Annotated in this window: 25 protein-coding genes and 1 pseudogene; 8 read left to right on the top strand and 18 right to left on the bottom strand. The window is 58.8% G+C overall.

Annotation, left to right across the window (positions count from 1 at the left end; translation table 11 throughout):
• Window positions 1–428 precede the first annotated feature (428 nt).
• From ACM6JQ_RS25830 to ACM6JQ_RS25785, 10 genes and pseudogenes are all read right to left on the bottom strand, one after another.
• On the bottom strand, window positions 429–713 hold the full coding sequence (locus ACM6JQ_RS25830; RefSeq protein WP_414894905.1) for a hypothetical protein: 285 nt from the start codon (window positions 711–713) through the stop codon (window positions 429–431).
• Between the two features lie 257 nt (window positions 714–970).
• On the bottom strand, window positions 971–1,201 hold the full coding sequence (locus tag ACM6JQ_RS25825) for a hypothetical protein (protein ID WP_007912278.1): 231 nt from the start codon (window positions 1,199–1,201) through the stop codon (window positions 971–973).
• 118 nt (window positions 1,202–1,319) lie between these two features.
• Window positions 1,320–1,550: a hypothetical protein gene (locus ACM6JQ_RS25820; RefSeq protein ID WP_123375102.1), complete on the bottom strand. Its 231-nt coding sequence runs from the start codon at window positions 1,548–1,550 to the stop codon at window positions 1,320–1,322.
• A gap of 71 nt (window positions 1,551–1,621) precedes the next feature.
• A pseudogene (locus tag ACM6JQ_RS25815) lies at window positions 1,622–3,258 on the bottom strand (ATP-binding cassette domain-containing protein).
• 146 nt (window positions 3,259–3,404) lie between these two features.
• Window positions 3,405–4,442 (bottom strand): DNA topoisomerase IB, encoded by a 1,038-nt coding sequence (locus ACM6JQ_RS25810; protein ID WP_123375104.1) that lies wholly within the window; start codon window positions 4,440–4,442, stop codon window positions 3,405–3,407.
• Window positions 4,443–4,514: 72 nt separating this feature from the next.
• Complete coding sequence (gene modC, locus ACM6JQ_RS25805; protein WP_007912268.1) at window positions 4,515–5,594, bottom strand: molybdenum ABC transporter ATP-binding protein; 1,080 nt, start codon at window positions 5,592–5,594, stop codon at window positions 4,515–4,517.
• A gap of 3 nt (window positions 5,595–5,597) precedes the next feature.
• A complete protein-coding gene (modB, locus tag ACM6JQ_RS25800; protein ID WP_414894904.1) occupies window positions 5,598–6,278 on the bottom strand; it encodes a molybdate ABC transporter permease subunit in 681 nt (226 codons plus the stop codon).
• Complete coding sequence (modA, locus tag ACM6JQ_RS25795) at window positions 6,279–7,046, bottom strand: molybdate ABC transporter substrate-binding protein (protein WP_414894903.1); 768 nt, start codon at window positions 7,044–7,046, stop codon at window positions 6,279–6,281. It abuts the gene before it with no gap.
• A gap of 169 nt (window positions 7,047–7,215) precedes the next feature.
• Window positions 7,216–8,280 carry an NAD(P)H-dependent flavin oxidoreductase gene (locus ACM6JQ_RS25790; protein ID WP_414894902.1) on the bottom strand — a complete coding sequence of 355 codons (1,065 nt, stop codon included), beginning with the start codon at window positions 8,278–8,280 and terminating at the stop codon, window positions 7,216–7,218.
• 97 nt (window positions 8,281–8,377) lie between these two features.
• A complete protein-coding gene (locus tag ACM6JQ_RS25785; RefSeq protein WP_414894901.1) occupies window positions 8,378–10,813 on the bottom strand; it encodes an autotransporter in 2,436 nt (811 codons plus the stop codon).
• A gap of 187 nt (window positions 10,814–11,000) precedes the next feature.
• On the opposite strand from ACM6JQ_RS25785, the gene ACM6JQ_RS25780 reads away from it, so the two are divergent.
• Window positions 11,001–11,984, top strand: a complete 984-nt coding sequence (locus ACM6JQ_RS25780; protein ID WP_123375108.1) for an MDR family oxidoreductase — start codon at window positions 11,001–11,003, stop codon at window positions 11,982–11,984.
• Between the two features lie 31 nt (window positions 11,985–12,015).
• Here ACM6JQ_RS25780 and ada read toward each other — a convergent pair whose 3' ends face one another.
• The 5 genes from ada to ACM6JQ_RS25755 all read right to left on the bottom strand — a co-directional run bounded on the left by ada (window position 12,016) and on the right by ACM6JQ_RS25755 (window position 15,154).
• Window positions 12,016–13,083, bottom strand: coding sequence for a bifunctional DNA-binding transcriptional regulator/O6-methylguanine-DNA methyltransferase Ada (gene ada / locus ACM6JQ_RS25775; RefSeq protein WP_007912258.1), 1,068 nt, complete (start codon window positions 13,081–13,083; stop codon window positions 12,016–12,018).
• A gap of 88 nt (window positions 13,084–13,171) precedes the next feature.
• A complete protein-coding gene (gene alkB, locus ACM6JQ_RS25770) occupies window positions 13,172–13,837 on the bottom strand; it encodes a DNA oxidative demethylase AlkB (protein ID WP_414894900.1) in 666 nt (221 codons plus the stop codon).
• A 5-nt stretch (window positions 13,838–13,842) separates the two neighbouring features.
• Window positions 13,843–14,553: a 2OG-Fe(II) oxygenase gene (locus ACM6JQ_RS25765; RefSeq protein ID WP_414894899.1), complete on the bottom strand. Its 711-nt coding sequence runs from the start codon at window positions 14,551–14,553 to the stop codon at window positions 13,843–13,845.
• A gap of 93 nt (window positions 14,554–14,646) precedes the next feature.
• The gene (locus tag ACM6JQ_RS25760; protein ID WP_007912252.1) at window positions 14,647–14,823 is read right to left on the bottom strand and encodes a hypothetical protein; all 177 of its coding nucleotides are present in this window, start codon (window positions 14,821–14,823) and stop codon (window positions 14,647–14,649) included.
• 28 nt (window positions 14,824–14,851) lie between these two features.
• A complete protein-coding gene (locus ACM6JQ_RS25755) occupies window positions 14,852–15,154 on the bottom strand; it encodes a DUF1883 domain-containing protein (RefSeq protein WP_007912251.1) in 303 nt (100 codons plus the stop codon).
• Window positions 15,155–15,364: 210 nt separating this feature from the next.
• Here ACM6JQ_RS25755 and ACM6JQ_RS25750 point away from each other — a divergent pair, with 210 nt between their 5' ends.
• Complete coding sequence (locus ACM6JQ_RS25750; protein ID WP_007912249.1) at window positions 15,365–15,721, top strand: hypothetical protein; 357 nt, start codon at window positions 15,365–15,367, stop codon at window positions 15,719–15,721.
• A 71-nt stretch (window positions 15,722–15,792) separates the two neighbouring features.
• Window positions 15,793–16,023: a hypothetical protein gene (locus tag ACM6JQ_RS25745; RefSeq protein WP_007912247.1), complete on the top strand. Its 231-nt coding sequence runs from the start codon at window positions 15,793–15,795 to the stop codon at window positions 16,021–16,023.
• A gap of 3 nt (window positions 16,024–16,026) precedes the next feature.
• On the opposite strand, the gene ACM6JQ_RS25740 is transcribed toward ACM6JQ_RS25745, so the two are convergent.
• Together ACM6JQ_RS25740 and ACM6JQ_RS25735 are read right to left on the bottom strand one after the other, a co-directional pair.
• Complete coding sequence (locus ACM6JQ_RS25740) at window positions 16,027–16,314, bottom strand: lipoprotein (protein WP_042704992.1); 288 nt, start codon at window positions 16,312–16,314, stop codon at window positions 16,027–16,029.
• A 136-nt stretch (window positions 16,315–16,450) separates the two neighbouring features.
• Window positions 16,451–16,636: a hypothetical protein gene (locus ACM6JQ_RS25735; protein WP_007912238.1), complete on the bottom strand. Its 186-nt coding sequence runs from the start codon at window positions 16,634–16,636 to the stop codon at window positions 16,451–16,453.
• 258 nt (window positions 16,637–16,894) lie between these two features.
• Here ACM6JQ_RS25735 and galU point away from each other — a divergent pair, with 258 nt between their 5' ends.
• A complete protein-coding gene (galU, locus tag ACM6JQ_RS25730; RefSeq protein ID WP_007912230.1) occupies window positions 16,895–17,734 on the top strand; it encodes a UTP--glucose-1-phosphate uridylyltransferase GalU in 840 nt (279 codons plus the stop codon).
• 128 nt (window positions 17,735–17,862) lie between these two features.
• On the top strand, window positions 17,863–19,221 hold the full coding sequence (gene gorA, locus ACM6JQ_RS25725; RefSeq protein WP_414894898.1) for a glutathione-disulfide reductase: 1,359 nt from the start codon (window positions 17,863–17,865) through the stop codon (window positions 19,219–19,221).
• On the opposite strand, the gene ACM6JQ_RS25720 is transcribed toward gorA, so the two are convergent.
• The gene (locus ACM6JQ_RS25720) at window positions 19,218–20,234 is read right to left on the bottom strand and encodes a DNA-binding protein (protein WP_414894897.1); all 1,017 of its coding nucleotides are present in this window, start codon (window positions 20,232–20,234) and stop codon (window positions 19,218–19,220) included. The two genes, gorA and ACM6JQ_RS25720, sit on opposite strands and share 4 nt — an antisense overlap.
• 177 nt (window positions 20,235–20,411) lie before the next feature.
• Between ACM6JQ_RS25720 and ACM6JQ_RS25715 the strand changes: the two genes are divergently transcribed.
• The 3 genes from ACM6JQ_RS25715 to ahpF all read left to right on the top strand — a co-directional run bounded on the left by ACM6JQ_RS25715 (window position 20,412) and on the right by ahpF (window position 23,738).
• Entirely contained in the window at window positions 20,412–21,350 is a 939-nt protein-coding gene (locus ACM6JQ_RS25715; RefSeq protein ID WP_095113342.1) for a site-specific integrase, read from the top strand.
• 137 nt (window positions 21,351–21,487) lie between these two features.
• Window positions 21,488–22,051 carry an alkyl hydroperoxide reductase subunit C gene (gene ahpC, locus ACM6JQ_RS25710; protein WP_007912224.1) on the top strand — a complete coding sequence of 188 codons (564 nt, stop codon included), beginning with the start codon at window positions 21,488–21,490 and terminating at the stop codon, window positions 22,049–22,051.
• 124 nt (window positions 22,052–22,175) lie between these two features.
• Complete coding sequence (gene ahpF / locus ACM6JQ_RS25705) at window positions 22,176–23,738, top strand: alkyl hydroperoxide reductase subunit F (RefSeq protein ID WP_414894896.1); 1,563 nt, start codon at window positions 22,176–22,178, stop codon at window positions 23,736–23,738.
• The last annotated feature ends 37 nt before the right edge of the window (window positions 23,739–23,775 follow it).

Genomic DNA, 23,775 nt, shown 5'->3' with positions numbered 1-23,775 from the left:
CGGACGTATCCGGGCTCGTCGGGGAAAATTCAGCGCGAATCCACTTCTTTCGAAGAGCGAGAGGAAGATCTTTCAATCCGTCTCCGAAGCCAGCTGAAGATCGCGTGCACCGGGTGTAGGAAGGCGGTAAGCACGCCTATGAGCATGATGATGAAGATGGCAACAAGCGGGATGCTTTCGTGCGAGAACATGGTGGGTTACTCCTGTAGTCACTATGTCGGAACCCGCAGCCTAGACGCATCGAGCCATGTTTTCGATGAACGTATGTTCATCCTTCGGTGCCTCATTTGTGCTAAAGCGAGGCTCTCCAGATTGGCGGGATTGAGTCGATGTGGATGTTCGGACAACGCCGCGCGGCACCTTGAATATTAAAGGCCTGCATGAGTCTTCTCATGCAGGCCTTTTTTGTGCCTTGCTTATACGCGCTGCTAGACGAATGCTTGCCCGCTAAAGCCGCGAGGCAAGCGCTGAAGGCCGGCCATGGCGGTCAGGCGCTCGATCCACTCTGCGCGCCAATTTGTTGCGCCGTGCAAGGTTTTGGCCTGACGGGCCATGCGGCGGGTGGCGTTGCGCTGATCCTTTCGTGCCTGCTTGTAGGCATCGGTATTGCGGCAACTGCGGCACTTCACGCGATTGAGTTCGCGACTTGCCGACAGTTGTTTGCCTTTGTGGCCGCAGGCCAGATGCCCGTCGACGCTGAAATGGGTAACCATGACTGTCTCCTTTGCGACATGTATAAGTTATGACAACTTACGAACTGCAACCGTTCGCCGTTTGGGCATTGGCAAAAAAACACCCGCATGCGGGCGGGTGAGGGCGTTACTTTGCAAAGGAGTGATTTCACTGTAGTCGCGCGGATGTATTGGTCATGTGAAAAACTGGAAAAAGAAACATAGCGGCCAGACACATGCGCGGTGACCCATGTGTCACCGCTAATGAGCAAATTCCTAAAACCCTGGCCGGGTCGAGGTCATCTGAACCGAGGCAGTGGCCGATCAAGGGGTTTGAGCGCCGACAGCGTATTGCGAATCAGCGGAGCATCTTTCTCGATGTCGTTCAGCCGGTCACGGATGCGCAGGGCGGTTGGATGTCCGCCTTGGTGGTCGACCCAGTCGGCGATCTCTTTGCAGGCGGCCGCGAGGCGCGCTTGCCGAGCGTCGAGCAGGGTGAGGAGGGTGGTGATGGACTCTTTTTCGGACATGGAACACCTCCGTTCTATGAAACCTGAGCTGCAGCAAAAAGCCCGCGTGTTGCGAGCCTTCTGCCGTGGGGTGCTGCTCCTTCAGCTGGTTTCAGTATAGACCCGCTTCTGATCGGCATCAGCCGGACGGCGCGCGGGCCGGTAGTGGGGAACTGACTGCGTTGAGACGCCTGCATTCGCGCTGCGCGTCCTGCTCTGCGTCGAAGCCGTCGCCGATAAAACCGCCGGTGCGAGTGTCGCAGATGCGAAACCAGCCAGTGGCTTCGGCGGGATCATGTTGACTGTCTCCGGCGCGTCGACCGTGAATGATGATCTTGTTGCAACGCTTCACGACGAAAATGTCTTCCATGGCGTCACCGCAGCTGATTCGTGTCAGATCAACTATAGAAGCCCTTGGCAATCGTGCAAAAAATAGACAGCTCAGCTCGTCGGTTGCCAGCGCCAGCCTTCGCGGTGCCAAGTCAAATGATGGCTTGGGTTTAACGCCTCTAGAAACGCCTGATCGTGGGACACCGTGATAATCGCTCCGGGAAATGTCCGCAAGGCTTGTTCGAAGGCCTGCACCGACGCCAGGTCCAAATGATTGGTGGGCTCATCCAGCAGCAGTAGTTGTGCGGGTGTCTGGCGCCACAGCGCCAGCGCGAGCGCGGCTTTCAAGCGTTCACCTCCACTGAGTGAGGCGCAAGGTCGGGTGACACGCTGCGCATCCAGTTGCAGTTGAGCGAGGTAACTGCGCAGCGTCCCTTCGCTCAAAGGCGTCTGCTGTGTCAACAATTGATCGACAATAGATGCATCGGGATCCAGCAGTTTCAGCTGTTGATCGAGAAAGGCAAAAGGCACATGGGTGATGCACTCGCCACTCACGGGTGCCCACTCGCCAGCCAGCAATCTCAACAGCGTTGATTTGCCGCAACCGTTAGGACCGCTGACAGCAATGCGCATCGGCCCTTGAATGGCGAGGTCAAGCCGAGAGCTGGGCGCGTCTGCCGACAACCATGGCAAACAGGCGTCGACGAGTGTGCACACCCGGCGATTATCTGGAACCACGCTGCCCGGCAAATTGATCAGCACACCGTCGTCCAGCGGGACCTTGGCGTAAGCCTCACGAACGCGTTCATCCAGTTCGGATTTGCGTGCCTGATGGCCAACCTTTGTTTGCCCCGTGATGTCCCGCGCGGCCGCTTTCATCGCCGCCCGTTCGAAGGCAGAAACGTTGGCAGTTTGCGCATTGCGCCGGCTGCCAGCCGCGTGGCGTTGAATCGTATCGTGCTCGCGTTGCAGTCGCGTGCGTTCGCGCTGACGCTCGGTACGGGCCTGATCGAGTTGTGCCTGCGCGGCTTGTTGATGTATCCGGCGCTGCTCGGTGAAGGCCGAAAATCTTCCGCTGAAAACAGTTGCCCCCAGCGGTGTAAGTTCGACGATTCGCTGCATGTGCTCCAGTAGTTGCCGGTCATGGCTGACGACAATCAGTCCGCCCTGCCAGCGATCAAGTGCGCTCATCAGCCACTGTCGACCGGCAGTGTCGAGGTGATTGGTGGGTTCGTCGAGGACGAGCAATTGCGCCTGACTCAGCAACGCGCCGATCAAGGCAATTCTGGCTTGCTGGCCACCGCTGAGGTTTTCGGTCAGGTCCGTCGCGGTGATATCGCTCATCCCGGTCTCATCAAGCATTTGACGCAAGCGTTCGCTCAGGTCCCAACGTTCGCCGATGAGATCGAAATCTTCGCTTGTGGCACAACCGAGTTGCAGTCGCTCCAGTGCGCGGAGCACCGTGGCTGTTCCTGTGGCGTCAGCTACGGTTGTCCATGTGTGGTGACCAAGGTTTGCGCGACATAGTGCGCGGACGCTGAACGTGCCACGCTGCCGAAATCAGGCTGCAAATGCCCGGCAATCAAACGTGCGAGCACACTCTTGCCGACACCATTGCGCCCGACGATAGCGGTCGGTTGACCATCGAAGTTCAGGTTCAGGGCTTCGAAAAGCGTTGCGCCATTGGCGAACTGAAAGCCCAGTTGATTCAGGGAAACGAGTGCGGCTGTACGCGAGACGTGAGTCATCGGCACCTCCAAAAAATGTCGTGAACACTGACAAGCGCCGAGAGCGGCCTGTCGCGATTACATTTTTAGAAGGCTGGATTGTTCACTTCTGCGGTCGTCCGGGGAGGAGGAGAAGGTCGCTAGCCTAGATGACGTTTTGCCGTGGATCAAGGGGCTTCGGTCATCTCGCTCATTTGTTCGAGAAACATCGCCAATGCCACTTCCTCGGCACGCAGGCCCTTGCGCACACGCGGCCGGGGCAGTTCAGCGAGGGCGCCGAGCATGAATTTCTCCACCACCGCGGGGTGGATGTAGCACTTGCGGCACACCGCCGGGGTGTTGCCCAATTGCTTGGCGACGCCTTTGACCATCTCCACCACATGCCGCTTGGCCTCCGTCTCGGATTCCCATTGCAACTCGCGCAACACCGCCAGCGCCAAGGCACTGCCCGCCCAAGTGCGGTAATCCTTGGCGGTGAAATCGGCGCCGGTCAGGGTTTGCAGGTAGGCGTTGACGTCGGAAGAGCTGACGGTATGTCGTTCGCCGTTTTCATCCAGGTACTGAAACAGGTTCTGCCCGGGAATCTCCAGGCAACGTTTGATGATGCGGGCCAGGCGTCGATCCTTGACGGTGATCTGGTGTTCGATACCGCTTTTGCCGCGAAACTGGAACAGGATCGCGCTGCCGTTGACCTCGACATGTCGGCTGCGCAGGGTGGTCAGGCCGTAGGAACGATTGTCGCGGGCGTATTGCGTGTTGCCGACGCGAATCAGTGTGGCGTCGAGCAGCGTGATCACTGTGGCCATGACCTTGTCACGACTGAAACCGGGTGCGTCCAACAGTGCCTCCAGTTGTTTGCGCAATTTTGGCAACGCCAGACCAAACTCGCGCAGGCGTGAATACTTGTCGGCATCGCGCACTTCGCGCCAGCGAGCGTGATAACGATATTGCTTGCGGCCACGGGCATCACGGCCGGTGGCTTGCAGGTGGCCACGCGGGTCCGCGCAGATCCACACGTCGGTGTAGGCGGGCGGCACGGCGAGGGCATTGATGCGTTTGATTTCGTCGGTGTCGGTTATGCGCTGACCTGACGGTTCGAAGTAGCTGAACTTGCCGCGCAGCTTCTTGCGGGTGATACCGGGCTGGGTGTCATCGACGTAATGCAGATCGGAGGGCAGTTCGGCAATCAGCTCGGTGTCGGGCATGGCGGTTTCCTTCAATGGCGCGGCGGTCTGTAAAACGATTGACCGCGCGCCGTTGCCGTCGTGCCGAATGATTCAGGCGAGAACCGCGACCGCTTTGATCTGCGCCCACAATGACTGGCCCGGATGTACGCCCAACTGATCTCTGGAGTAGCGCGTGATGCGCGCGAGCAGCGGGGTGCCGCCGGCATCGAGACGAATCAGCACGTGAGCGGCGTTGTCTGCCGATTGTTCGCTGACCACCGTCACCGGCAGTCGATTGAGAATGCTGCTGACCTCGCTGTTGTGCAGGGTCAGGCTGATATCGCGTGCGTGTACCTTGCAACGCAGGGCCTGACCCACTGCCATCGGCGCGTGCGTGACACGGATGCTCATGTCGGTGGCCGGCAATTGCAGACTCAGCAATTGATACTCCGCATCGTAAGCACTGACCTGGCCTTCAATAATTACACCCGCGTCATCGCCCATCGCCATCGGCAGGTCCAGACGCGCAAGGGTTTCGCCGATCGGGCCGCTGGCCAGCGCCTTGCCTTCGCTGAGCAAGACCAGATGATCGGCCAGCCGTGCGACTTCATCCTGGGCATGACTGACGTACAGCAGCGGAATATCCAGCTCGTCATGCAGGCGTTGCAGGTAAGGCAGGATTTCACTTTTGCGCTGACTGTCGAGCGCCGCCAATGGCTCGTCCATCAATAGCAGCTTCGGGCTGGTCAGCAACGCGCGGGCGATACCGACTCGCTGGCGTTCGCCCCCCGACAAGTGCTGCGGATGGCGTTCGAGCAGATGACCGATGCCCAAGAGCTCGGTGGCCTGCGCCATGTCGACCCGACGCTGGGATCTGGCGATACGCTTGAGGCCGAACTGCAGATTGGCCAGCACCGACAGGTGGGGGAACAGGCTGGCTTCTTGAAACACATAGCCGAGCGCACGTTTGTGCGGCGGGACGAAAATGCCGTTGGCGCTGTCCTGCCAGATTTCGTCGTTGATCCGAATAAAGCCTTGTTCGGCGCGCTCAAGCCCGGCGATACAGCGCAGGCAGGTGGTTTTACCCGAGCCGGAATGCCCATAAAGCGCGGTCACGCCACGCCCCGGCAAGTTCAGGTCGACGTCGAGGCTGAAGCCCGAGTAGGCAATGTTAAGACGTACATCAATCATCACTCAGCTCCAGCCTGCGCGGGTTTTGCGACTGGAGTACAGCGCCAGCAACACCAGAAACGAGAACACCAGCATCGCCCCGGCCAGCCAGTGCGCCTGTGCGTATTCCATCGCTTCGACGTGGTCGTAGATTTGTACGGAAACCACGCGGGTCTTGTCGGGAATGTTGCCGCCAATCATCAGCACCACGCCGAATTCGCCGACGGTATGGGCGAAGCCAAGAATAGCTGCGGTGATAAAGCCGGGGCGCGCGAGCGGCACAATCACGCTGAAAAAAGTGTCCCACGGGTTGGCTCGCAGGGTAGCGGCGACTTCCAGTGGGCGGGTGCCGATCGCCGAGAACGCGTTTTGCAACGGTTGCACCACGAACGGCATGGAATAGATCACCGAACCGATCACCAGGCCTGTGAAGCTGAAAGTCAGGGTGCCCAGACCCAGCAATTGGGTGAATTGGCCGAGAAACCCGTGCGGGCCCATCATCAGCAACAGATAGAAACCGATGACGGTCGGTGGCAACACAAGGGGCAGGGCGACGATGGCGCCGATCGGGCCGCGCAACCACGAACGGGTGCGCGACAGCCAAAGGGCAATCGGAGTGCCGACAACCAGCAGGATCGCGGTGGTCAGGGACGCCAGTTTCAGGGTCAGCCAGATCGCCGCGAAATCGGCACTCGTCAGCGACATTTACAGCTGGTATCCGTAAGACTTGATTACCGCAGCGGCTTTCGGGCCTTTGAGGTATTCAACCAAGGCTTTGGCAGCGGCGTTGTCTTTGCCTTTATTGAGGATCACGGCGTCTTGCTTGATCGGGTCGTGCATGCTCGCAGGGACGATCCATGCCGAACCGCTGCTGACTTTGCCGTCCTTGAAAATTTGCGACAGGGCGACAAAACCCAACTCGGCGTTGCCGGTCGAAACGAATTGGTAGGCCTGAGTAATGTTCTGGCCTTCAACGATCTTGGCTTTGGTGGTTTCGGTCAGTTTGAGTTTTTCCAGCACTTGTGTGGCTGCGAGGCCGTAGGGAGCCGCTTTCGGGTTGGCGATGGACAGGTGCTGGTACTCGTTGTTTTTCAGCACCTCGCCCTTTGCATCGACATAACCTTCTTTCGCCGACCACAGCGCCAGAGTGCCGATGGCGTAAGTGAAGCGCGAACCTTTGACGGTGTCGCCTTCTTTTTCGAGTTTTTCCGGGGTGGTGTCGTCAGCGGAGAGGAACACTTCGAACGGCGCGCCGTTCTTGATCTGGGTGTAGAACTGGCCAGTGGCGCCATAAGCAGCCACCAATTTGTGCCCGGTGTCTTTCTCAAAATCGGCGGCGATGGCCTGGATCGGCGCGGTGAAGTTGGCTGCAACCGCCACCTGCACCTCATCAGCCTGAGCAGCGCCAATGGCGAGGACGGCGAGTAAAGAGGCCAGGCAGGTAGGGGCAAAACGTGGGGCACGAATGGTCATGTAACAGCTCCGTGTTGGCGAGTGCAGAGGGCGCTTTTGTTGGACGTGGACTGCGCCGATGCGAGGGGGTGAATTCGCTATATAGCGAAATATATAGCGAAATGCCGCCAAACGGGAAGCGTTGCTTAAAAGCAGAGTGAGGATGCTTGAATCCTCACTCTGGTTAGCGTCACTGGCGAGTGAGTTTTGCCAATGCACCTTCGGCCAATTGCCGGGTCAGCTCAGCGCTGCCGATGTCTTTACCGAGAGTGAATGCCTGACCGGCCCAGAGGTTGGCAAACTCTGTTTCGTTGATCGCTCGCAGTGGCATCAGTGCACCACCGGCCAAGGGAAATGCCGGTGCCTTCGACGACATCGGACCCAGCTCGCGCATGACGCGGTTGAGAATACCCCGCGCTGGTCGCCCGGTGAAAATATTGGTGATCGCTGTTTCGCTCTCTTTGGCGGTGCGCAGTGCTTTGTGGTGAGCGGCGCTGACTTTCGCTTCCGGCGTGAACAGATAGGCTGTGCCGACCTGCACTGCTGAAGCGCCCAACAAGAATGCCGCTGCCACACCGCGAGCATCGGCGATGGCCCCGGCAGCAATCACCGGCACTTTCACCGCATCGACCACCTGAGGCACCAGGGCAAACGTGCCGACCTGACTGCTCAGATCATCGCTGAGAAACATGCCGCGATGGCCGCCGGCCTCGTAGCCCATGGCGATGATCGCGTCGCAACCGTTCTGCTCCAGCCAGATCGCTTCATCGACAGTGGTGGCCGAGGACAGAATTTTCGCCCCGGTCGCCTTGACCCGATCCAGCAGGGATTTCTCTGGCAGACCGAAGTGGAAACTCACAACCTCAGGTCGAAATTCTTCCAGCACTGCGCAGGCAGCCGCATCGAACGGTGCTCGGTTCGACACCGGCGTCGGTGCGTCGAAATCGGCGCCCAGTTCGCGGTAGTACGGTTCCAGCAAATGCTTCCATTCACGCGCGCGCTGCTCATCGGCCGGCGGTGGCTGATGGCAGAAGAAGTTGACGTTGAAGGGCTTGTCGGTGTGTTGGCGGATGGTCTTCAGCTCTTCGCGCAATTGCTCGATGCTCAGCATCGCCGCCGGCATCGAACCCAGGCCACCGGCATTGCACACGGCGATGACCATGGACGAATTCGTCGCACCGGCCATCGGGCCCTGGATGATCGGCAGTTCAATGCCGAGCAGGTCAACAATGCGCGTGTCTGGCCATTGGCTCATAAGGCTGTACTCCAAACTATGAAAGGCAGAGCCGGTTTTTTAACAGCAAAACCGGATCCGCAGCCAGTTCGAAATTCAGAACAACCCGTGCAGTTTTTCAGCGTCGATGAAATCCGCCGCCTCCACCGCCGCCAAACGAGTGATTCATGAATTGCGAAGAGTTGTGAAAGTTGTTGGTGCGCTGGTTGCCGAAGTTGCGCGCAGCGGAGTCACGGTTGAGGTTCTGCAATTGCGCATTGTTATTGACCGGGGCAGTGCGAGTCGCGCCCCCGACCATCGATTGCCAGCCGTTGTCGGTCTTTTTGTAGACGTTGCCGTCGCGTCCTGCGTAAACGTTGTCGCCCACGCGTGCAGCGCCGCCATTGCGCCCGCGAATCCCGCCATATTGAGTGGTGTTGCCGGTGTTGGGGTTGTACACGGCGCCACGATTGGCGGTGACCTGCGTGCCGTTACGCGCATTGCCGGCGGTGACCCTTTCGCCGGCAATGGCACCACCGTTCGGTCCGACTGCCGCGCCGCTGCGTCCGGCTGCGTAATTGCCGGTGTAGACGTTGTGCACGGCACCGCGTTGACCGGCAGCCGCGACGCCCGTGCGTGAGTTGTAGGAAGCACCGACCTGGCCGGCCCAGCGATTGCCGGTCCAGGCGTTGTAGCCCGCGCCATAGCGGCTGACCGTGGCCCGGTCACCCCACTGATGATAGAGGTTGCCGGTTGTGCCGGCCCAGCCGCCAGGTCCCCAGGCCACCGCGCCACCGCGATAGCCGTAAGCGGCGCCACCCCAGGCCAGTGGCGCCGGGTACAGGTGCGGCCCCCAGGCATAACCCCAACCGTAATTGCCCCTCCACGGGTACGCGCCCCAGCCCCAACCCATCGCCACGGTGCTGCCGCCCCAGCTCCAGCCAAAACCGAAACCGAAAGTCCAGCCCGTCCACGGTGTATAGCGGATGGCGACGCCGAAACCGTAAGTCACCGGCGGGCCATACCAGACGCTGCCCACCCAGGGCGTGTAGGGATAACCGGTGCCATACACCACGACGCCCGTGTTCGGATCAAGATTTGAACCCTGATAACCCGGCGTGTAGCCGACCACCACGGTATCGCCGCTGGACTCGTAGACCTTGACGTACGTGAGGTAATGCATGGGCGAGCTCGGCGGGATCGAATAGATCACCGCTGGCACGGAACTGGCGACAACCCACGGGCCGTTCACACCGGGAGCGGTGAACCAGATACCGTTTTCCACGGCGTACCAGCTGTCGTTGTCGACTCGGATAATGGGCGTAGCGCTGTTGACCACATATTGCAGCGTCGTGGTGTTGATGGCTTTGAGTTGCGGCTCGCCATCGAACTGTGGCGCGGTCATTTTCACCGCGCTTTTTTTGATCGCCGACGTCTGTGGAATAGTCGCAGCAATGGCGGCCTCTTTGGCTTGCGGCGTGCCGGCGACCGAAGCTTTGACGTTTTCCTTCGGGCTGTCATCGGGAATGTTGGCGAAATCTGCCGGCAGCTTGTCTGCCGGGGTAAACGTCCACGGGCCATTCATATCGGTGGCGCGAAACCAGCGCCCGGAGATCAGCACATAGCTGTTCTGGTCACCGATCTCCTTGAAGATGTGCCCGGTGGTATTGCTGACATACAGCAAACCGGTGCCCTGAATGGGCGTCCATTGCGCTGCGCCGTCAGTGACCAGTAGTTCAGTGGGCGTGGTCGCGACAAAAATCTTTGGTTGTGGTGACCTCGCCAGGCTGGGGATTTTGTCTTTCGGGTCGCTTTGTCCGGTCAGCAGATCGACTTGCCGGCTCTGAATGGCGGCCTGTTTGGCTTTTTCCAGTTCGGCAAACGGTGTGGCCAGGCGGGTATACGCGCCATTGATCTGGTCCGCGACCATCCAGCCATCAAAGACGTGCAGATAATGTTTGCCCTGCGCGTCTTTCAACAACAGCGGGCGAGTATTGATCACCCGCTGCAGCGCCGTGCCGTCCACCGATCGGTAGGCCGCATCGCCATCGATATAGACGAGCAGGGCGGGTACGTCAGAACTGATGATGGTCGGCGGAGTGTTTTCCAGCGGCGCGTTGTCAGTTTTCTGCTCGGCTGACAGAACGCCGACAGCCGCTTCCAGTTGATCCAGCGAAATGGTTTTCTTGCGGTTGTCGGCGTCCTTCTGCAGGGCTGCGATCCAAGTGTCGGCTTGACTGGCATCGGCCGGGAAATCGGCTTTGATGATTTTGTACTGATCCAGCGCGACCCAGCGCGTGGCCTTGTCGACCAGCGTATGCGCGCTGAACTGCACAATGCCGTAGGTTGATTTGCCATCGGCGTTGGTGGCTTCAACCGCCGCACGAGCATTGAGGGTGTAGCCGTCCCAACTGTCGAGTTGCGGCTGATAGACAGTCAGCTTCGCTTTGCCGCTGCTGATCACTTGCGGCCAGGTCGGCTCGCTCGGGGTCTCAGCGGCCGGTGCCGCCCAGGCACTGCCGAACGTCAGCAGGCACAGCATCAACATCATGAGAAACGAGCGCGGGTAAGGCATTGTCAGCTCCATCGACAGGCCGATTTCTGAAGGAATAACGGCGAAACCACGACCGTCGAAAAAGCATAGTCGCCCGTGTTGGAAACACCCGGCGGATTCGCCGATTGGCACAAAGTCGTATGTGGCAGCGTGTTGCAATGTGGTATTTCAAGGCACGACATTCTGAAAACAGTCATACGAGGCAGTCATGTTCAACGCCATTGTGATCGACAAAGACGACAGCGGTTATCGCGCCAGCCTGCAGCAAGTCAACGAAGATCAGTTGCCCGAAGGCGATGTCACCGTCGCTGTTGCGTACAGCACGCTGAACTTCAAGGATGGGCTGGCGATTACCGGCAGCAGTCCGGTGGTACGCAAGTTTCCGATGGTGCCGGGGATCGACCTGGCGGGCAGCGTAGAAGCCAGTTCGCACCCCGACTATAAGGTGGGTGATCAGGTGGTGCTCAATGGCTGGGGTGTCGGCGAAAATCACTGGGGTGGTCTGGCGCAGAAGGCGCGACTCAATGGCGACTGGCTGATTCCTTTGCCCAAAGCCTTCACCGCAGCGCAAGCCATGGCCATCGGTACGGCCGGGTATACGGCGATGCTGTGCATTCTGGCACTCGAACGTAATGGCGTGACGCCGGATCAGGGTGAAGTGTTGGTCACGGGGGCCAACGGTGGCGTTGGCAGTTTCGCCATCGCTTTGCTGAGCAAGCTCGGCTACCGCGTTGTCGCATCGACCGGCCGTGTTTCCGAGCATGAGTATCTGAAGCAGTTGGGCGCCACTGAAATCATCGACCGCGCGACCTTGTCAGCGCCCGGCAAGCCACTGGCCAAAGAGCGCTGGGCAGCGGTGATCGATTCGGTAGGCAGTCATACGCTGGCCAATGCCTGCGCCAGCACTCGCTCCGAAGGCACCGTCGCCGCCTGTGGTCTGGCGCAGGGCATGGATTTCCCGGCGTCGGTTGCACCGTTCATTTTGCGTGGTGTGACACTGGCCGGCATCAACAGCGTGACCCAGCCCAAGGCGCGCCGCCTCGAAGCGTGGGAGCGTCTGGCCAGGGATCTGGATTTCTCCTTGCTGGCATTGATCAGCCATGAAATCGGCCTGAACGAGGCGATTGATGCGGCGCCGAAGTTACTTGCCGGACAGCTTCGCGGGCGGGTTGTAGTGGACGTTAATCGCTGACAATGTCAGTCGCGATCGACCTCGGCATCCGTCAAGCCTGCGTCTCGCGCTCAAGCAATTGACGTTTGCGCTCGACGCCCCAGCGATAGCCCGAAAGATTGCCATCGCTGCGCACCACGCGGTGGCAAGGGATCGCCACCGCCAAACGGTTGGCCCCACAGGCCTGGGCTACCGCGCGCATGGATGTCGGTGCGCCAATGCGCTGGGCAATCTCGGCGTAGCTGGCCGTCTGGCCCAGCGGAATTTCCCGCAGCGCCTGCCACACGCGTTCCTGAAACGCCGTGCCTCGCACGTCCAGTGGCAGGTCCAGGCCAATCGCCGGCGCTTCGATAAATCCCACGACTCTGGCGATCAATTGCTCGAAACCGCTATCGGCGCCAATCAGGTTGGCCTTACGAAACTGGTCCTGCAGATCGCACACCAATTGATGCGGATCGTCACCCAGCAGAATCGCACACACACCGCGCTCGCTTTGCGCCACCAGAATCGCTCCTAGCGAGCATTGGCCGACGGCGAAGCGAATGTCGTTGTTCTTCCCGGCCGCGCGATAGTCGCCGGGTTTCATCCCCAACAAATGATCTGCTGATTCATAGAAACGGCTATTGGAATTGAAACCGGCGTCATACAGCGCATCGGTTACCGAGCCGCCGTCTGCCAGGCGCTCACGGACTTTGCGCGAGCGATGCGCCGTTGCGTAGCCCTTGGGCGTCAACCCCGTCGCGGCCTTGAAGACACGATGGAAGTGAAACGGACTCAGGCCAGCGGTTTGCGCCAGTTCGTTGAGCGCCGGCAACGTCTCGGCGGATTCGATTTGGCGGCAGGCAATGGCGACGGTCGCGGCATGCTGCGCGGCGACATCACTTTGATCCTTGCTGGTTCTTTTGCTCGGCCGATAGCCGGCAGCCTCGGCCTGTTCAGCGGTATCGAAAAACTCGACGTTCTGCGGTTTCGGCAAGCGCGCAAGGCTGCTCGGGCGGCAGTAGATGCCGGTAGTTTTCACCGCGTAGACAAATTGCCCGTCCGCCCGTGAATCTCGCGCAACCACAGCGGCCCAGCGTGGGTCTGTTTCAATCGTGAAAGGAGTCGAAAGCGTTTTCATGAGGGTTTGTCCGTTGACCTGTTTGATTCAGGTTAACCAGCGTCGCAAGGCGTAACACTCCGGGCCTTGCGGTCAAATTTTTTGCAGACTATCCGGCCACGCGAAAGGTCAGATTGATCCGCTGTTCCCCCAGGCGCGGATGCCGTCCTTGCTTGATCGGCAGTACACCGTGAAAACGCAAGCGATCAACGCCACCCCAGACCACCATGTCGCCATGCAGCAAGGCAATGCGCTGGCTCTTGTCGCTGCGATTGAAACCGCCGAAGAGGAACATTGCCGGCAACCCCAGTGACAGCGAAACGATCGGTGCACTGTAGGCCTTTTCGTCTTTATCCTGGTGCAATGACATCTTGGCGCCGGCGACATAGCGGTTGATCAGGCAGGAATCAGCGTTGAAGTCAGCGAATCCGACTTGCGCGGCTGCCGAGTGCGCCAGTGCCGCGAATACTTCCGGCATTGGCGGCCATGGCAAATGACTGAGCGGATCGACGCCTGAATAACGATAGCCATAGCGATCAGTGATCCAGCCCAAAGCGCCGCAACTGCTGGTGCCCACCGACATGCTGAATCCACCCGGCGTGACCATGTGGCGCAACGGCGCTGCGGCAAGAATCGTATCCAGCGCCGGCAGGATCTGCTCGATCAGCGGCAGGGCGAAACCATGCAGCAGCCACGATTGCTCGCCAATCTGCTCGGCGCGGGGGCGTTGCTCGGGTTCATGATCGGCGAACAGATCGAAAGTGTTCGGTTGCATGTAGGTCAGGTGGCGTCGTGAAAGATGATGCCTAGGGTATGCCTTTTTCCACTGTGCAGGCGACTGACGCCGTGGCGCATCGTTACCCGATAATCACCGCGCACGCCTTTGACCGGGCGCTGGTTCACGACAAAGATCACCGCATCACCTTTCGTCAGATCGAGTACGTGCGGGCGAGACTGCATGCGCGGGCGCTGCTCGGTGAGGACGAATTCGCCCCCACTGAAGTCTTGCCCGGGTTCTGACAGAAGTATCGCCACTTGCAGCGGAAACACCGATTCGCCGTACAGGTCCTGATGCAGGCAGTTGTAGTCCTGCGCGCCGTACTGCAAAAGAAGCGGGGTAGGGCGTAATTGACCGGTGGCATGGCAGCGCTGAAGAAATTCGGCATGGCTCGGCGGAAAACGCTCGGGCAGGTTCATGCGTTCGTACCAGCGATTGGCCAAGGCAACCAGGCGCGGGTACAGCGCGCCGCGAAGGCGTTCTACGGGTGTCGGCAGGGGATAACGAAAATATTTGTACTCGCCACGACCGAAACCGTGGCGGGCCATGATGACCTGCGAACGAAACGGTTCGGTCTGCTGATACAGCGCACTCAATTGATCGCAGGTTTTAGTCAGCAGCAGCGAACGGACGATCGCGTAGCCGTCCTGATCCAGTTGCCGCTCAAGGCTTGCCCAGTCGAGTGAATCCAGACGAGAGGGTGACATCGACATGCTGACTCCTTGACGCTTGGTCGAAGAAAATCAGTCTAGGCAGGGCCTCGCGGCAGAACACTCCGCCGCTTGCGGTCGAATTCCTGTCGATGCTTACAGCGCTTTGCTGACGGCGATCTCGCTGATCACGTCGTCGCTCTGGCCGTGAAGGGCATCCAAAGCAGCCTTGGCTTCTTCGGCAGTGCCGTTTTCCAGCTGCGCGAACTCAAAGCGGCGTTCACCGTTGAGTTTGTATTTGATGACGTATTTGGTCGTTTGGGCCACGGTCATGCATTCCTTTCTGGTTGGACGGCTTGTGTCAGCTGAGTTTGGTGCTGGAGCGGCGGATGATCTTGATCGAGTGAGTCAGCGTCGGCTTGCGGGTCACGCTGATCGCACGGCGGTTGACGGTGTCGATGGTGATGTTCCAGAAACCGGTGCTCGGCGCGGTGATACGGGCCGGAAAGGTGTCGAAGGCGCCGCCGTGATAGGTGTGACGGCCGCCGTTTTTGAAGCTGCGGAAGTTGGCGTCGTTCATCAGACGGATGTTGCACATTTGCGAGCATTGGATGACGACGATGTCGTCTTCGTTGAGGTGTTCGCGCTGGTGAATGAATTTCATGGGCGCCTCCAGAAGGGCTTTTTCTACAAAATCAAAACGATAGCTTGTAATTGCGCGCAGTTTATCAGCCCGCACGGGTTATTATCTGGCCGTCGGGCGTTGGTTTGACAATTTTGAACAGATATTCGCAATCGGATGCGGGTTAAATGCAGAAGGCCCCGGAGAAAAACGGCATTTGTGCTGTCGGACGGTCTTTAACGGAGGTTTTGTATGAAGTGGGGTGTGGTGTGTCTACCGTTGATTCTGGCTGTGGGTGGTTGTGCGAGTGTTTCCGAAATCAATGAAACGCTGCCGACCGTGAGCGTAATCTCCGGCAAGAAACCCCATGAATATGCCCAATGCCTGGCCGAGAAGCTGGCGGACAGCCGCGGTGCGCTGCAAATGCAGCCGCACAAGGACGGGGTTCGGGTGATCGTCCCGGGTAAATTTTCCACCGGCGCGGCAGCGGTATTTGATATCGAAGATCGCTCCGGCGGCAGCAGCATCAAGTTGCATGAGCGCATGTCGAATGTGCCAGTACGTCCGCGTGATGTGCGAAACGCCGCCAATGCGTGTATTTCCGGCTGATAGACTGATTGTCATCAGCAACGATGCCGTCGCAGTCATGCTGTGACGGCATTTTCATTTCTGGAGTCGCGATGAAGCGAGAGCAAGTACGGGAGCGCCACGTAGAGGGCCTGATCTCTGCCACCCATGTCATCCAGAACCCGGCGAATCCGGGGGAGTGGATCGTGTTTTTCAAGAAGAGCGCCGGACGCAGTTATTTTCTGGTCGACGAAAACGACGAAGTCGAGTCGTTCAACCGTCTCGACGATCTGATCGAAGTCGTACGCGGACTCGGGATCAAATTCGCCGAAATTCATATGTAAGGTCTATTTGCAGACCACGACAACGTTGCGGTTCTTGTAGTTGCCGACATCGACTCCCAGCGTTTTGTCGCTTTCCTTGGGCTGAGGCGTACCGTCAGTGCCGACGATGCGATAACCGGTGCCTGCACAGGACGCATCGGCTTTTTCATAGCAGGTCGCCCAGGAGTTGGCTTCGCCGGAGCAATCGATCGACAGGCCCTGTTCACCGTTGTTCAGGTACGTGGGTTGGGAGGTCGCGCAGCCGGCCAGTGCCAATACCGCTATCAGGGGCAGCCATTTTTTCAAAGTCATGTTCGGGGTCTTCAGCAAGGGGGACTAGACGCTCTGACAGCGCCGGTGTGAAAAGGTTATAGCGTTTGGCCACTTGTTTGTCAGCGGGCACAAAAAAGCCCTGCACAAGGGCAGGGCTGGGGCGTGTCGGGACTGATCAGTCCTGATCTTTGCCGCGGCGCTTGGCCGATGCCGGAGTGTCCGTGAATACGGAAGCCACATCGGTGGCCATTTGTTCGCTGTCGAAAGGCCCGGCGATGTGTTCGCCATTGGTGGTGGTCAGCGTCCACTTGCCGTCTTTCTTGTCGATCACATACCCGTTGATGATTTTTACCGCGGCCATCTATCTGTCTCGTTCGCTGGTTCAAAGGCGCCATGATACCGCCAAATGCTGGCATTGGGGGGCGATGAGCGTATGGTAATCCGGATTGTCGACAGCTATGAGCTACGCTGATCTGGCTGCGTCAGGATGCCGATGGAACTATCGGCGAGAATATTTCTCTATGTTGGCATCGGTTAGCCAGTGCGGGGCATTGTAAGGTGCACGCCGCCTGATTAGACTGCGCCGAAACTCGTACACACAGCCCTTTCAAGGACTTATATGATCAAGAAATGCTTGTTCCCAGCAGCCGGTTACGGTACTCGCTTCCTGCCAGCGACTAAAGCCATGCCTAAAGAAATGCTGCCGGTGGTAAACAAGCCACTGATCCAGTACGGCGTTGAAGAAGCTCTGGATGCCGGCCTGACGGAAATCTCCATCGTCACCGGTCGTGGCAAGCGTGCTCTGGAAGACCACTTCGACATCAGCTACGAGCTGGAAAACCAGATCAAAGGCACCGACAAAGAGAAATACCTGGTCGGTATCCGCAAACTGCTCGACGAGTGCTCGTTCTCCTACACCCGTCAAACTGAAATGAAAGGCCTGGGTCACGCGATCCTGACCGGCCGCCCGCTGATCGGCGACGAACCGTTCGCCGTGGTTCTGGCGGATGACCTGTGCGTCAACCTCGAAGGCGACGGCGTACTGACCCAAATGGTCAAGCTGTACAAGCAGTTCCGCTGCTCGATCATCGCCATCCAGGAAGTCGATCCGCAGGAAACCAGCAAATACGGCGTTATCGCTGGCGAGATGATTCGCGACGACATCTACCGCGTGCACAGCATGGTCGAGAAGCCAAAGCCGGAAGACGCGCCGTCGAACCTGGCAATCATCGGTCGTTACATCCTGACCCCGGACATCTTCGACCTGATCGAGCAGACCGAGCCAGGCAAGGGCGGCGAAATCCAGATCACCGACGCCCTGATGAAACAAGCCCAGAACGGCTGCGTCATGGCCTACAAGTTCAAAGGCAAGCGTTTCGACTGCGGTGGCGCTGAAGGCTACATCGAAGCGACCAACTTCTGCTTCGAGAACTTCTACAAGACTGGCAAGGCTTACTAAGAGCGCTTGATTGGTCTGTAAGAAAAACCCGCTTCGGCGGGTTTTTTCATTTTGCGCCCCCATATGACTGGCAGTGCTTGCCCAATGGGCGTCTGCAGGTATGCTGATCCCCTGCCGAGGAGATAGAAATGGCCTACGATTTTGACCTTTATGTGATTGGTGCCGGTTCCGGCGGTGTGCGCGCTGCGCGTTTTGCGGCCGGTTTCGGTGCGAAAGTGGCGGTGGCGGAGAGCCGTTATCTGGGCGGGACCTGCGTCAATGTCGGCTGTGTGCCGAAAAAGCTGCTGGTGTACGGCGCGCATTTCGCCGAAGACTTTGAGCAGGCGTCCGGTTTCGGCTGGAGCCTGGGTGAGGCGAATTTCGATTGGGCGACGCTGATCGCCAACAAGGATCGCGAGATCAATCGCCTCAACGGCATCTATCGCAACCTGCTGGTCAACAGCGGCGTGACCTTGCATGAAGCGCACGCGAAGATCGTTGGCCCGCATGAGGTTGAAGTGAATGGTGAGCGCTACACCGCGAAAAACATCCTGATTGCCACCGGTGGCTGGCCGCAGATTCCGGAAATTCCGGGGCGCGAACACGCAATTGGTTCCAATGAAGCGTTCTTCCTCAAAGAGCTGCCAAAGCGTGTGCTGGTGGTGGGCGGCGGTTATATCGCGGTCGAATTCGCCGGGATTTTCCACGGCCTCGGTGCAAATACCACGCTGCTGTATCGCGGTGATCTGTTCCTGCGCGGCTTCGATGGTTCGGTGCGCAAGCATTTGCAGGAAGAGTTGACCAAACGTGGTCTGGATCTGCAGTTCAATGCTGACATCGCGCGTATCGACAAGCAGGCCGATGGCAGCTTGAAAGCGACCCTCAAGGATGGTCGTGTGCTGGAAGCGGATTGCATTTTCTACGCCACGGGTCGACGTCCGATGCTCGACAATCTGGGGCTGGGAAACACCGATGTGCAGCTCACCGACAAAGGCTTCATCAAAGTCGACGAGCAGTACCAGACCAGCGAGCCATCGATTCTGGCGCTGGGCGATGTCATTGGTCGTGTGCAACTGACGCCAGTGGCATTGGCTGAAGGTATGGCCGTGGCGCGTCGTCTGTTCAAACCTGAGCAATACCGTCCGGTGGATTACAAGATGATCCCGACGGCGGTGTTCAGCCTGCCGAACATCGGCACGGTCGGTTTGACCGAGGAAGAAGCGCGCGACGCGGGTCATGATGTGGTGATCTTCGAGAGCCGTTTCCGACCGATGAAGCTGACCCTGACCGAGTGCCAGGAGAAGACGCTGATGAAGCTGGTGGTCGACGGCAAGACCGACAAAGTCCTCGGCTGCCACATGGTCGGCCCGGACGCTGGCGAGATCGTTCAGGGTTTGGCGATAGCGTTGAAGGCTGGCGCAACCAAGCGTGACTTCGACGACACGATCGGGGTACACCCGACGGCCGCCGAAGAGTTCGTCACCATGCGTACGCCGGTCGGCGCTTAAGCGTCTTTCGGTTTGGCTGAGTCTGGCGCTGCCGCAACGGTGGGCGCCAGACGCTGGCTTTCTTCCAGGCTTGCCTGGGCCTTGTTCAATTCCTTTTCCAGTGACTGGTTGAGCAGCGTCTGCTCCTCGACGCTCTGTTTGAGTGTCTGGCTTTCCAGGGTGGCTACGCGCAAGCGTTCTTGGAGGAGGGTGCGCTCACTGTCGACGCGCGTCGCTTGTTCGAGCAGTTGATCCTGACGCTGATTGCTCTGCTTGAGCTGATCCTGCAACAAACTCAGTTCGCGCTGGGTGCCACGGTTTTCCGTGAGCAGGCGTTCGTTGTCGCGGTGCAGTTGGGTGATCTCGTCCTGGCGGACCAATGCACTTTGCTGCGCCTGACGCAGCTCGGCCTGAATCTGCTGCACCTGCGCTTCGTGGCGGCTCTGTTCCTGCTCGCGCTGCTCTTTGCTGGCGTTGCGGTAGTGCTCCAGCGCGTCACGGGCATGCAGGTGTTTTTCTTCCAGCGAGCGGATCTGCTCGTCCTTGTCCTGCAAGCGCAATTCAAAATCCGCCAGTGCCTGATTCAGCCCGGCATTGCGGGTTTGCTCGGTTTGCAGCATTGACCGCGTGTTGTTCAGCGCTTCGGACTCGCGCTCCAGTGCGGCGCCTTGAATGTCGTGGTCGTGCTCGAGCTTTTCCAGCGCCTGGCGCGTTTGTTTCAGCTCCGACTCCAGTGCTTCGCGCTGTTCCTCGAACTGCTCACGGGCCTGCTCGATGGGCTCTTGCGCCTGTTCTTTGAGGCGCTGGGCGAGACGAGAGACGAGGGCGGTCAACTCGTCATCGATGGGCTCCGCCGAGGCTTCAACCGGCTGCGCGCCGTCATCCAGCTCTTTCAAATAACGATGGATCGTGGTTTTCGAGCCGGTGTTGCCCATTTCGATGCGTACTGCATCGATGCTCGGGTGTTCGCCACGGGCGAGGATCGCTGTGCGCGCGATCTGCACCAGTGCTTTGGTAATGCCGCCACGGGCCATGTGAACTCCTACGGTTACGTACTGTGGTACATGCCACTAAAGTGCGCAGTGTACCATCTCAAAAATAAACATAAAACTTTGATAATCAAGACGCGGGATATACTGGTATTACCCAGTGTCAGGCGGCAAAATGCGCATCTGCATCCCCATATCTGTACGCCAGCGAGAAAACAGCCCATGAGCGATCTGGATCGCTATCTGCAAGCGGCCACCCGCGACAACACCCGCCGTAGCTATCGCGCGGCCATCGAGCATTTCGAAGTGAAGTGGGGCGGGTTCTTGCCGGCCACGGCCGACAGCGTCGCGCGGTATCTGGTAGCGCACGCCGAAGAGCTGTCGATCAATACGCTGAAACTGCGTCTGTCGGCGCTGGCGCAGTGGCACAACAGCCAAGGGTTTGCCGATCCGACCAAGGCGCCAGTGGTGCGCAAGGTCTTCAAAGGCATTCGCGCTCTGCACCCGGCGCAAGAGAAACAGGCCGAGCCGTTGCAGTTGCAGGATCTGCAGCGCGTCATCGATTGGCTTGAGCAGGAGGTGCAAACCGCGAAAGAGCAACAGGATCGCCCGTTACTGCTCAAGGCTTACCGCGATCGCGCCTTGATCCTGCTGGGATTCTGGCGCGGCTTCCGCAGCGATGAGTTGTGTCGTTTGCAGATCGAGCATGTACAGGCGCACGCCGGCAAAGGCATTACCTTGTATTTGCCACGCAGCAAGGGTGATCGGGAAAACCTCGGCCAGACCTATCAGGCGCCGGCGCTGCTCAAGTTGTGTCCGGTGCAGGCCTACATCGACTGGATCACTGAGGCGGCGCTGGTGCGTGGCCCGGTTTTTCGTAGCATCGACCGCTGGGGCAATCTGAACGAGGAGGGCTTGCACGCCAACAGCATCATCCCTCTGTTGCGCCAGGCGTTGCAGCGTGCGGGCATTGCCGCCGAAAACTACACCAGCCACTCGCTGCGCCGAGGCTTTGCCACATGGGCACACCAAAGTGGCTGGGATCTGAAGTCGTTGATGAGCTACGTCGGCTGGAAGGATATGAAGTCCGCGATGCGCTATGTTGAAGCCAGCCCATTCCAAGGAATGGCTCGGATTACGGATAAACCGGCTTCGTCGTAGAGATCGTTTTCTTCTATTAATACAGTCAGCTAATAGCGAAAACAAATCAGCAGCATCAGGTTTGCCAATGAGCCATCCGTCGAGTGAGTGGGTAGGATTCACCCATCAACTTCATAACCCCTGACGGAGAGTCATCAATGCCTATCATCAACAGCCAAGTAAAACCGTTCAAAGCTACCGCGTTCAAAAACGGCGACTTCGTTCAAGTCTCGGACGCTGACCTGAAAGGCAAGTGGTCGGTCGTATTCTTCTACCCAGCCGACTTCACCTTCGTTTGCCCAACCGAGCTGGAAGACCTGGCTGACAACTACGCTGCTTTCCAGAAACTCGGCGTAGAAATCTACAGCGTGTCCACTGACACCCACTTTGCCCACGCTGCCTGGCACAACACTTCGCCAGCCATCGGCAAAATCGAATACACCATGATCGGCGACCCGACCCACGCCATCTCCCGCAACTTCGACGTGCTGATCGAAGAAGTTGGTCTGGCTGACCGTGGCACCTTCGTGATCAACCCTGAAGGCCAGATCAAAATCGTTGAACTGAACGATGGCGGCGTTGGCCGTGACGCTTCCGAGCTGCTGCGCAAGATCAAGGCCGCTCAGTACGTTGCTGCTCACCCAGGCGAAGTTTGCCCAGCCAAGTGGAAAGAAGGCGAGGCCACTCTGGCACCGTCCCTGGACCTGGTCGGCAAGATCTAAGTCTGTGACACGCAACTCGGGGCGGATCTCCGCACCTACTTAAGTTAGCTGCACCGCCCCATAAAAATGCCCGGGCGAGATTCGCTCGGGCTTTTTTTCGCCTCAAATAAAGGAAATCGCCCGTATGTTGGACGCCAATCTTAAAGCCCAGTTGAAATCGTACCTGGAACGGGTCACCCAGCCGATCGAGATCGTTGCCTCCCTCGACGACGGTGCGAAATCCCGTGAAATGCTGGAACTGCTGAAAGACGTTGCCAGTCTTTCGAGCCAAATTACCTTGATCGACAGCGGTGACGATACACGCAAGCCATCGTTCTCGATCAATCGCCCGGGCGCTGACATCAGTCTGCGTTTCGCCGGCATCCCGATGGGCCACGAGTTCACTTCGCTGGTGCTGGCCTTGCTGCAAGTCGGCGGCCACCCATCGAAAGCCAGTGTTGAAGTGATCGAGCAGATCCGCTCGCTCAAAGGCCAGTTCAGCTTCGAGACTTACTTCTCGCTGTCTTGCCAGAACTGCCCGGACGTGGTCCAGGCGCTGAACCTGATGGTCGTGCTCAATCCGAACATCCGCCACGTCGCCATCGACGGCGCGTTGTTCCAGGACGAAGTCAACGATCGCAAGATCATGGCTGTACCTAGCATCTACTTGAACGGTGAAAACTTCGGCCAGGGCCGCATGGGCCTGGAAGAGATTCTCGCCAAACTGGACACCGGCGCCATCGAGCGTCAGGCCGAGAAGATCAGCGCTAAAGAGGCCTTCGACGTGTTGGTTGTCGGCGGTGGCCCGGCCGGTGCTTCGGCAGCGATTTACGCTGCACGTAAAGGCATCCGCACCGGCGTCGCGGCTGAGCGTTTCGGCGGTCAGGTGCTCGACACCATGGCCATCGAGAACTTCATTTCCGTACAGGAAACCGAAGGACCGAAACTGGCCACGGCACTCGAAGAACACGTCAAGCAGTACGACGTCGACATCATGAACCTGCAACGCGCCGACAAGCTGATCCCGGGCAAAAACGGCGAGCTGCATGAAGTCCGCTTCGCCAGCGGCGCAACCCTCAAAGCCAAGAGTGTGATTCTGGCGACCGGTGCGCGCTGGCGTGAAATGAACGTGCCGGGCGAGCAGGAATACCGCAACAAAGGCGTGGCGTACTGCCCGCACTGCGACGGCCCATTGTTCAAGGGCAAGCGCGTGGCAGTGATCGGTGGCGGTAACTCCGGCGTCGAAGCGGCCATCGACCTGGCCGGGATCGTGTCGCACGTAACGCTGCTGGAGTTCGACGTACAACTGCGTGCTGACGCCGTATTGCAACGCAAGCTGCACAGCCTGCCGAACGTCACCGTGATCACCAGTGCGCAAACCACTGAAGTCACCGGCAATGGCGAGAAGGTCAACGGTCTGCGCTACAAGGATCGCAACACTGACGAGCTGCGCACTGTCGAGCTGGAAGGGATCTTCGTGCAGATCGGTTTGCTGCCGAACACTGACTGGCTGAAGGGCACCATCGAGCTGTCGCCGCGTGGCGAGATCATTGTCGATAACCGCGGTGAAACGTCGATTCCAGGCATCTTTGCAGCGGGTGACGTGACCACTGTGCCGTACAAGCAGATCGTGATTGCGGTGGGCGAGGGCGCCAAGGCTTCGCTGAGCGCTTTTGATCATTTGATCCGCACGTCGGCTCCTGCGTAACTGCCGGGCCAGAAATGAAAAAACCCATGAGCGATCA

Source organism: Pseudomonas sp. IT-232MI5 (assembly GCF_949767845.1).
Lineage (GTDB): Bacteria > Pseudomonadota > Gammaproteobacteria > Pseudomonadales > Pseudomonadaceae > Aquipseudomonas.
The sequence above is the reverse complement of the archived record's forward strand: the minus strand, read 5'-3'. Positions and strand labels throughout refer to the sequence as shown.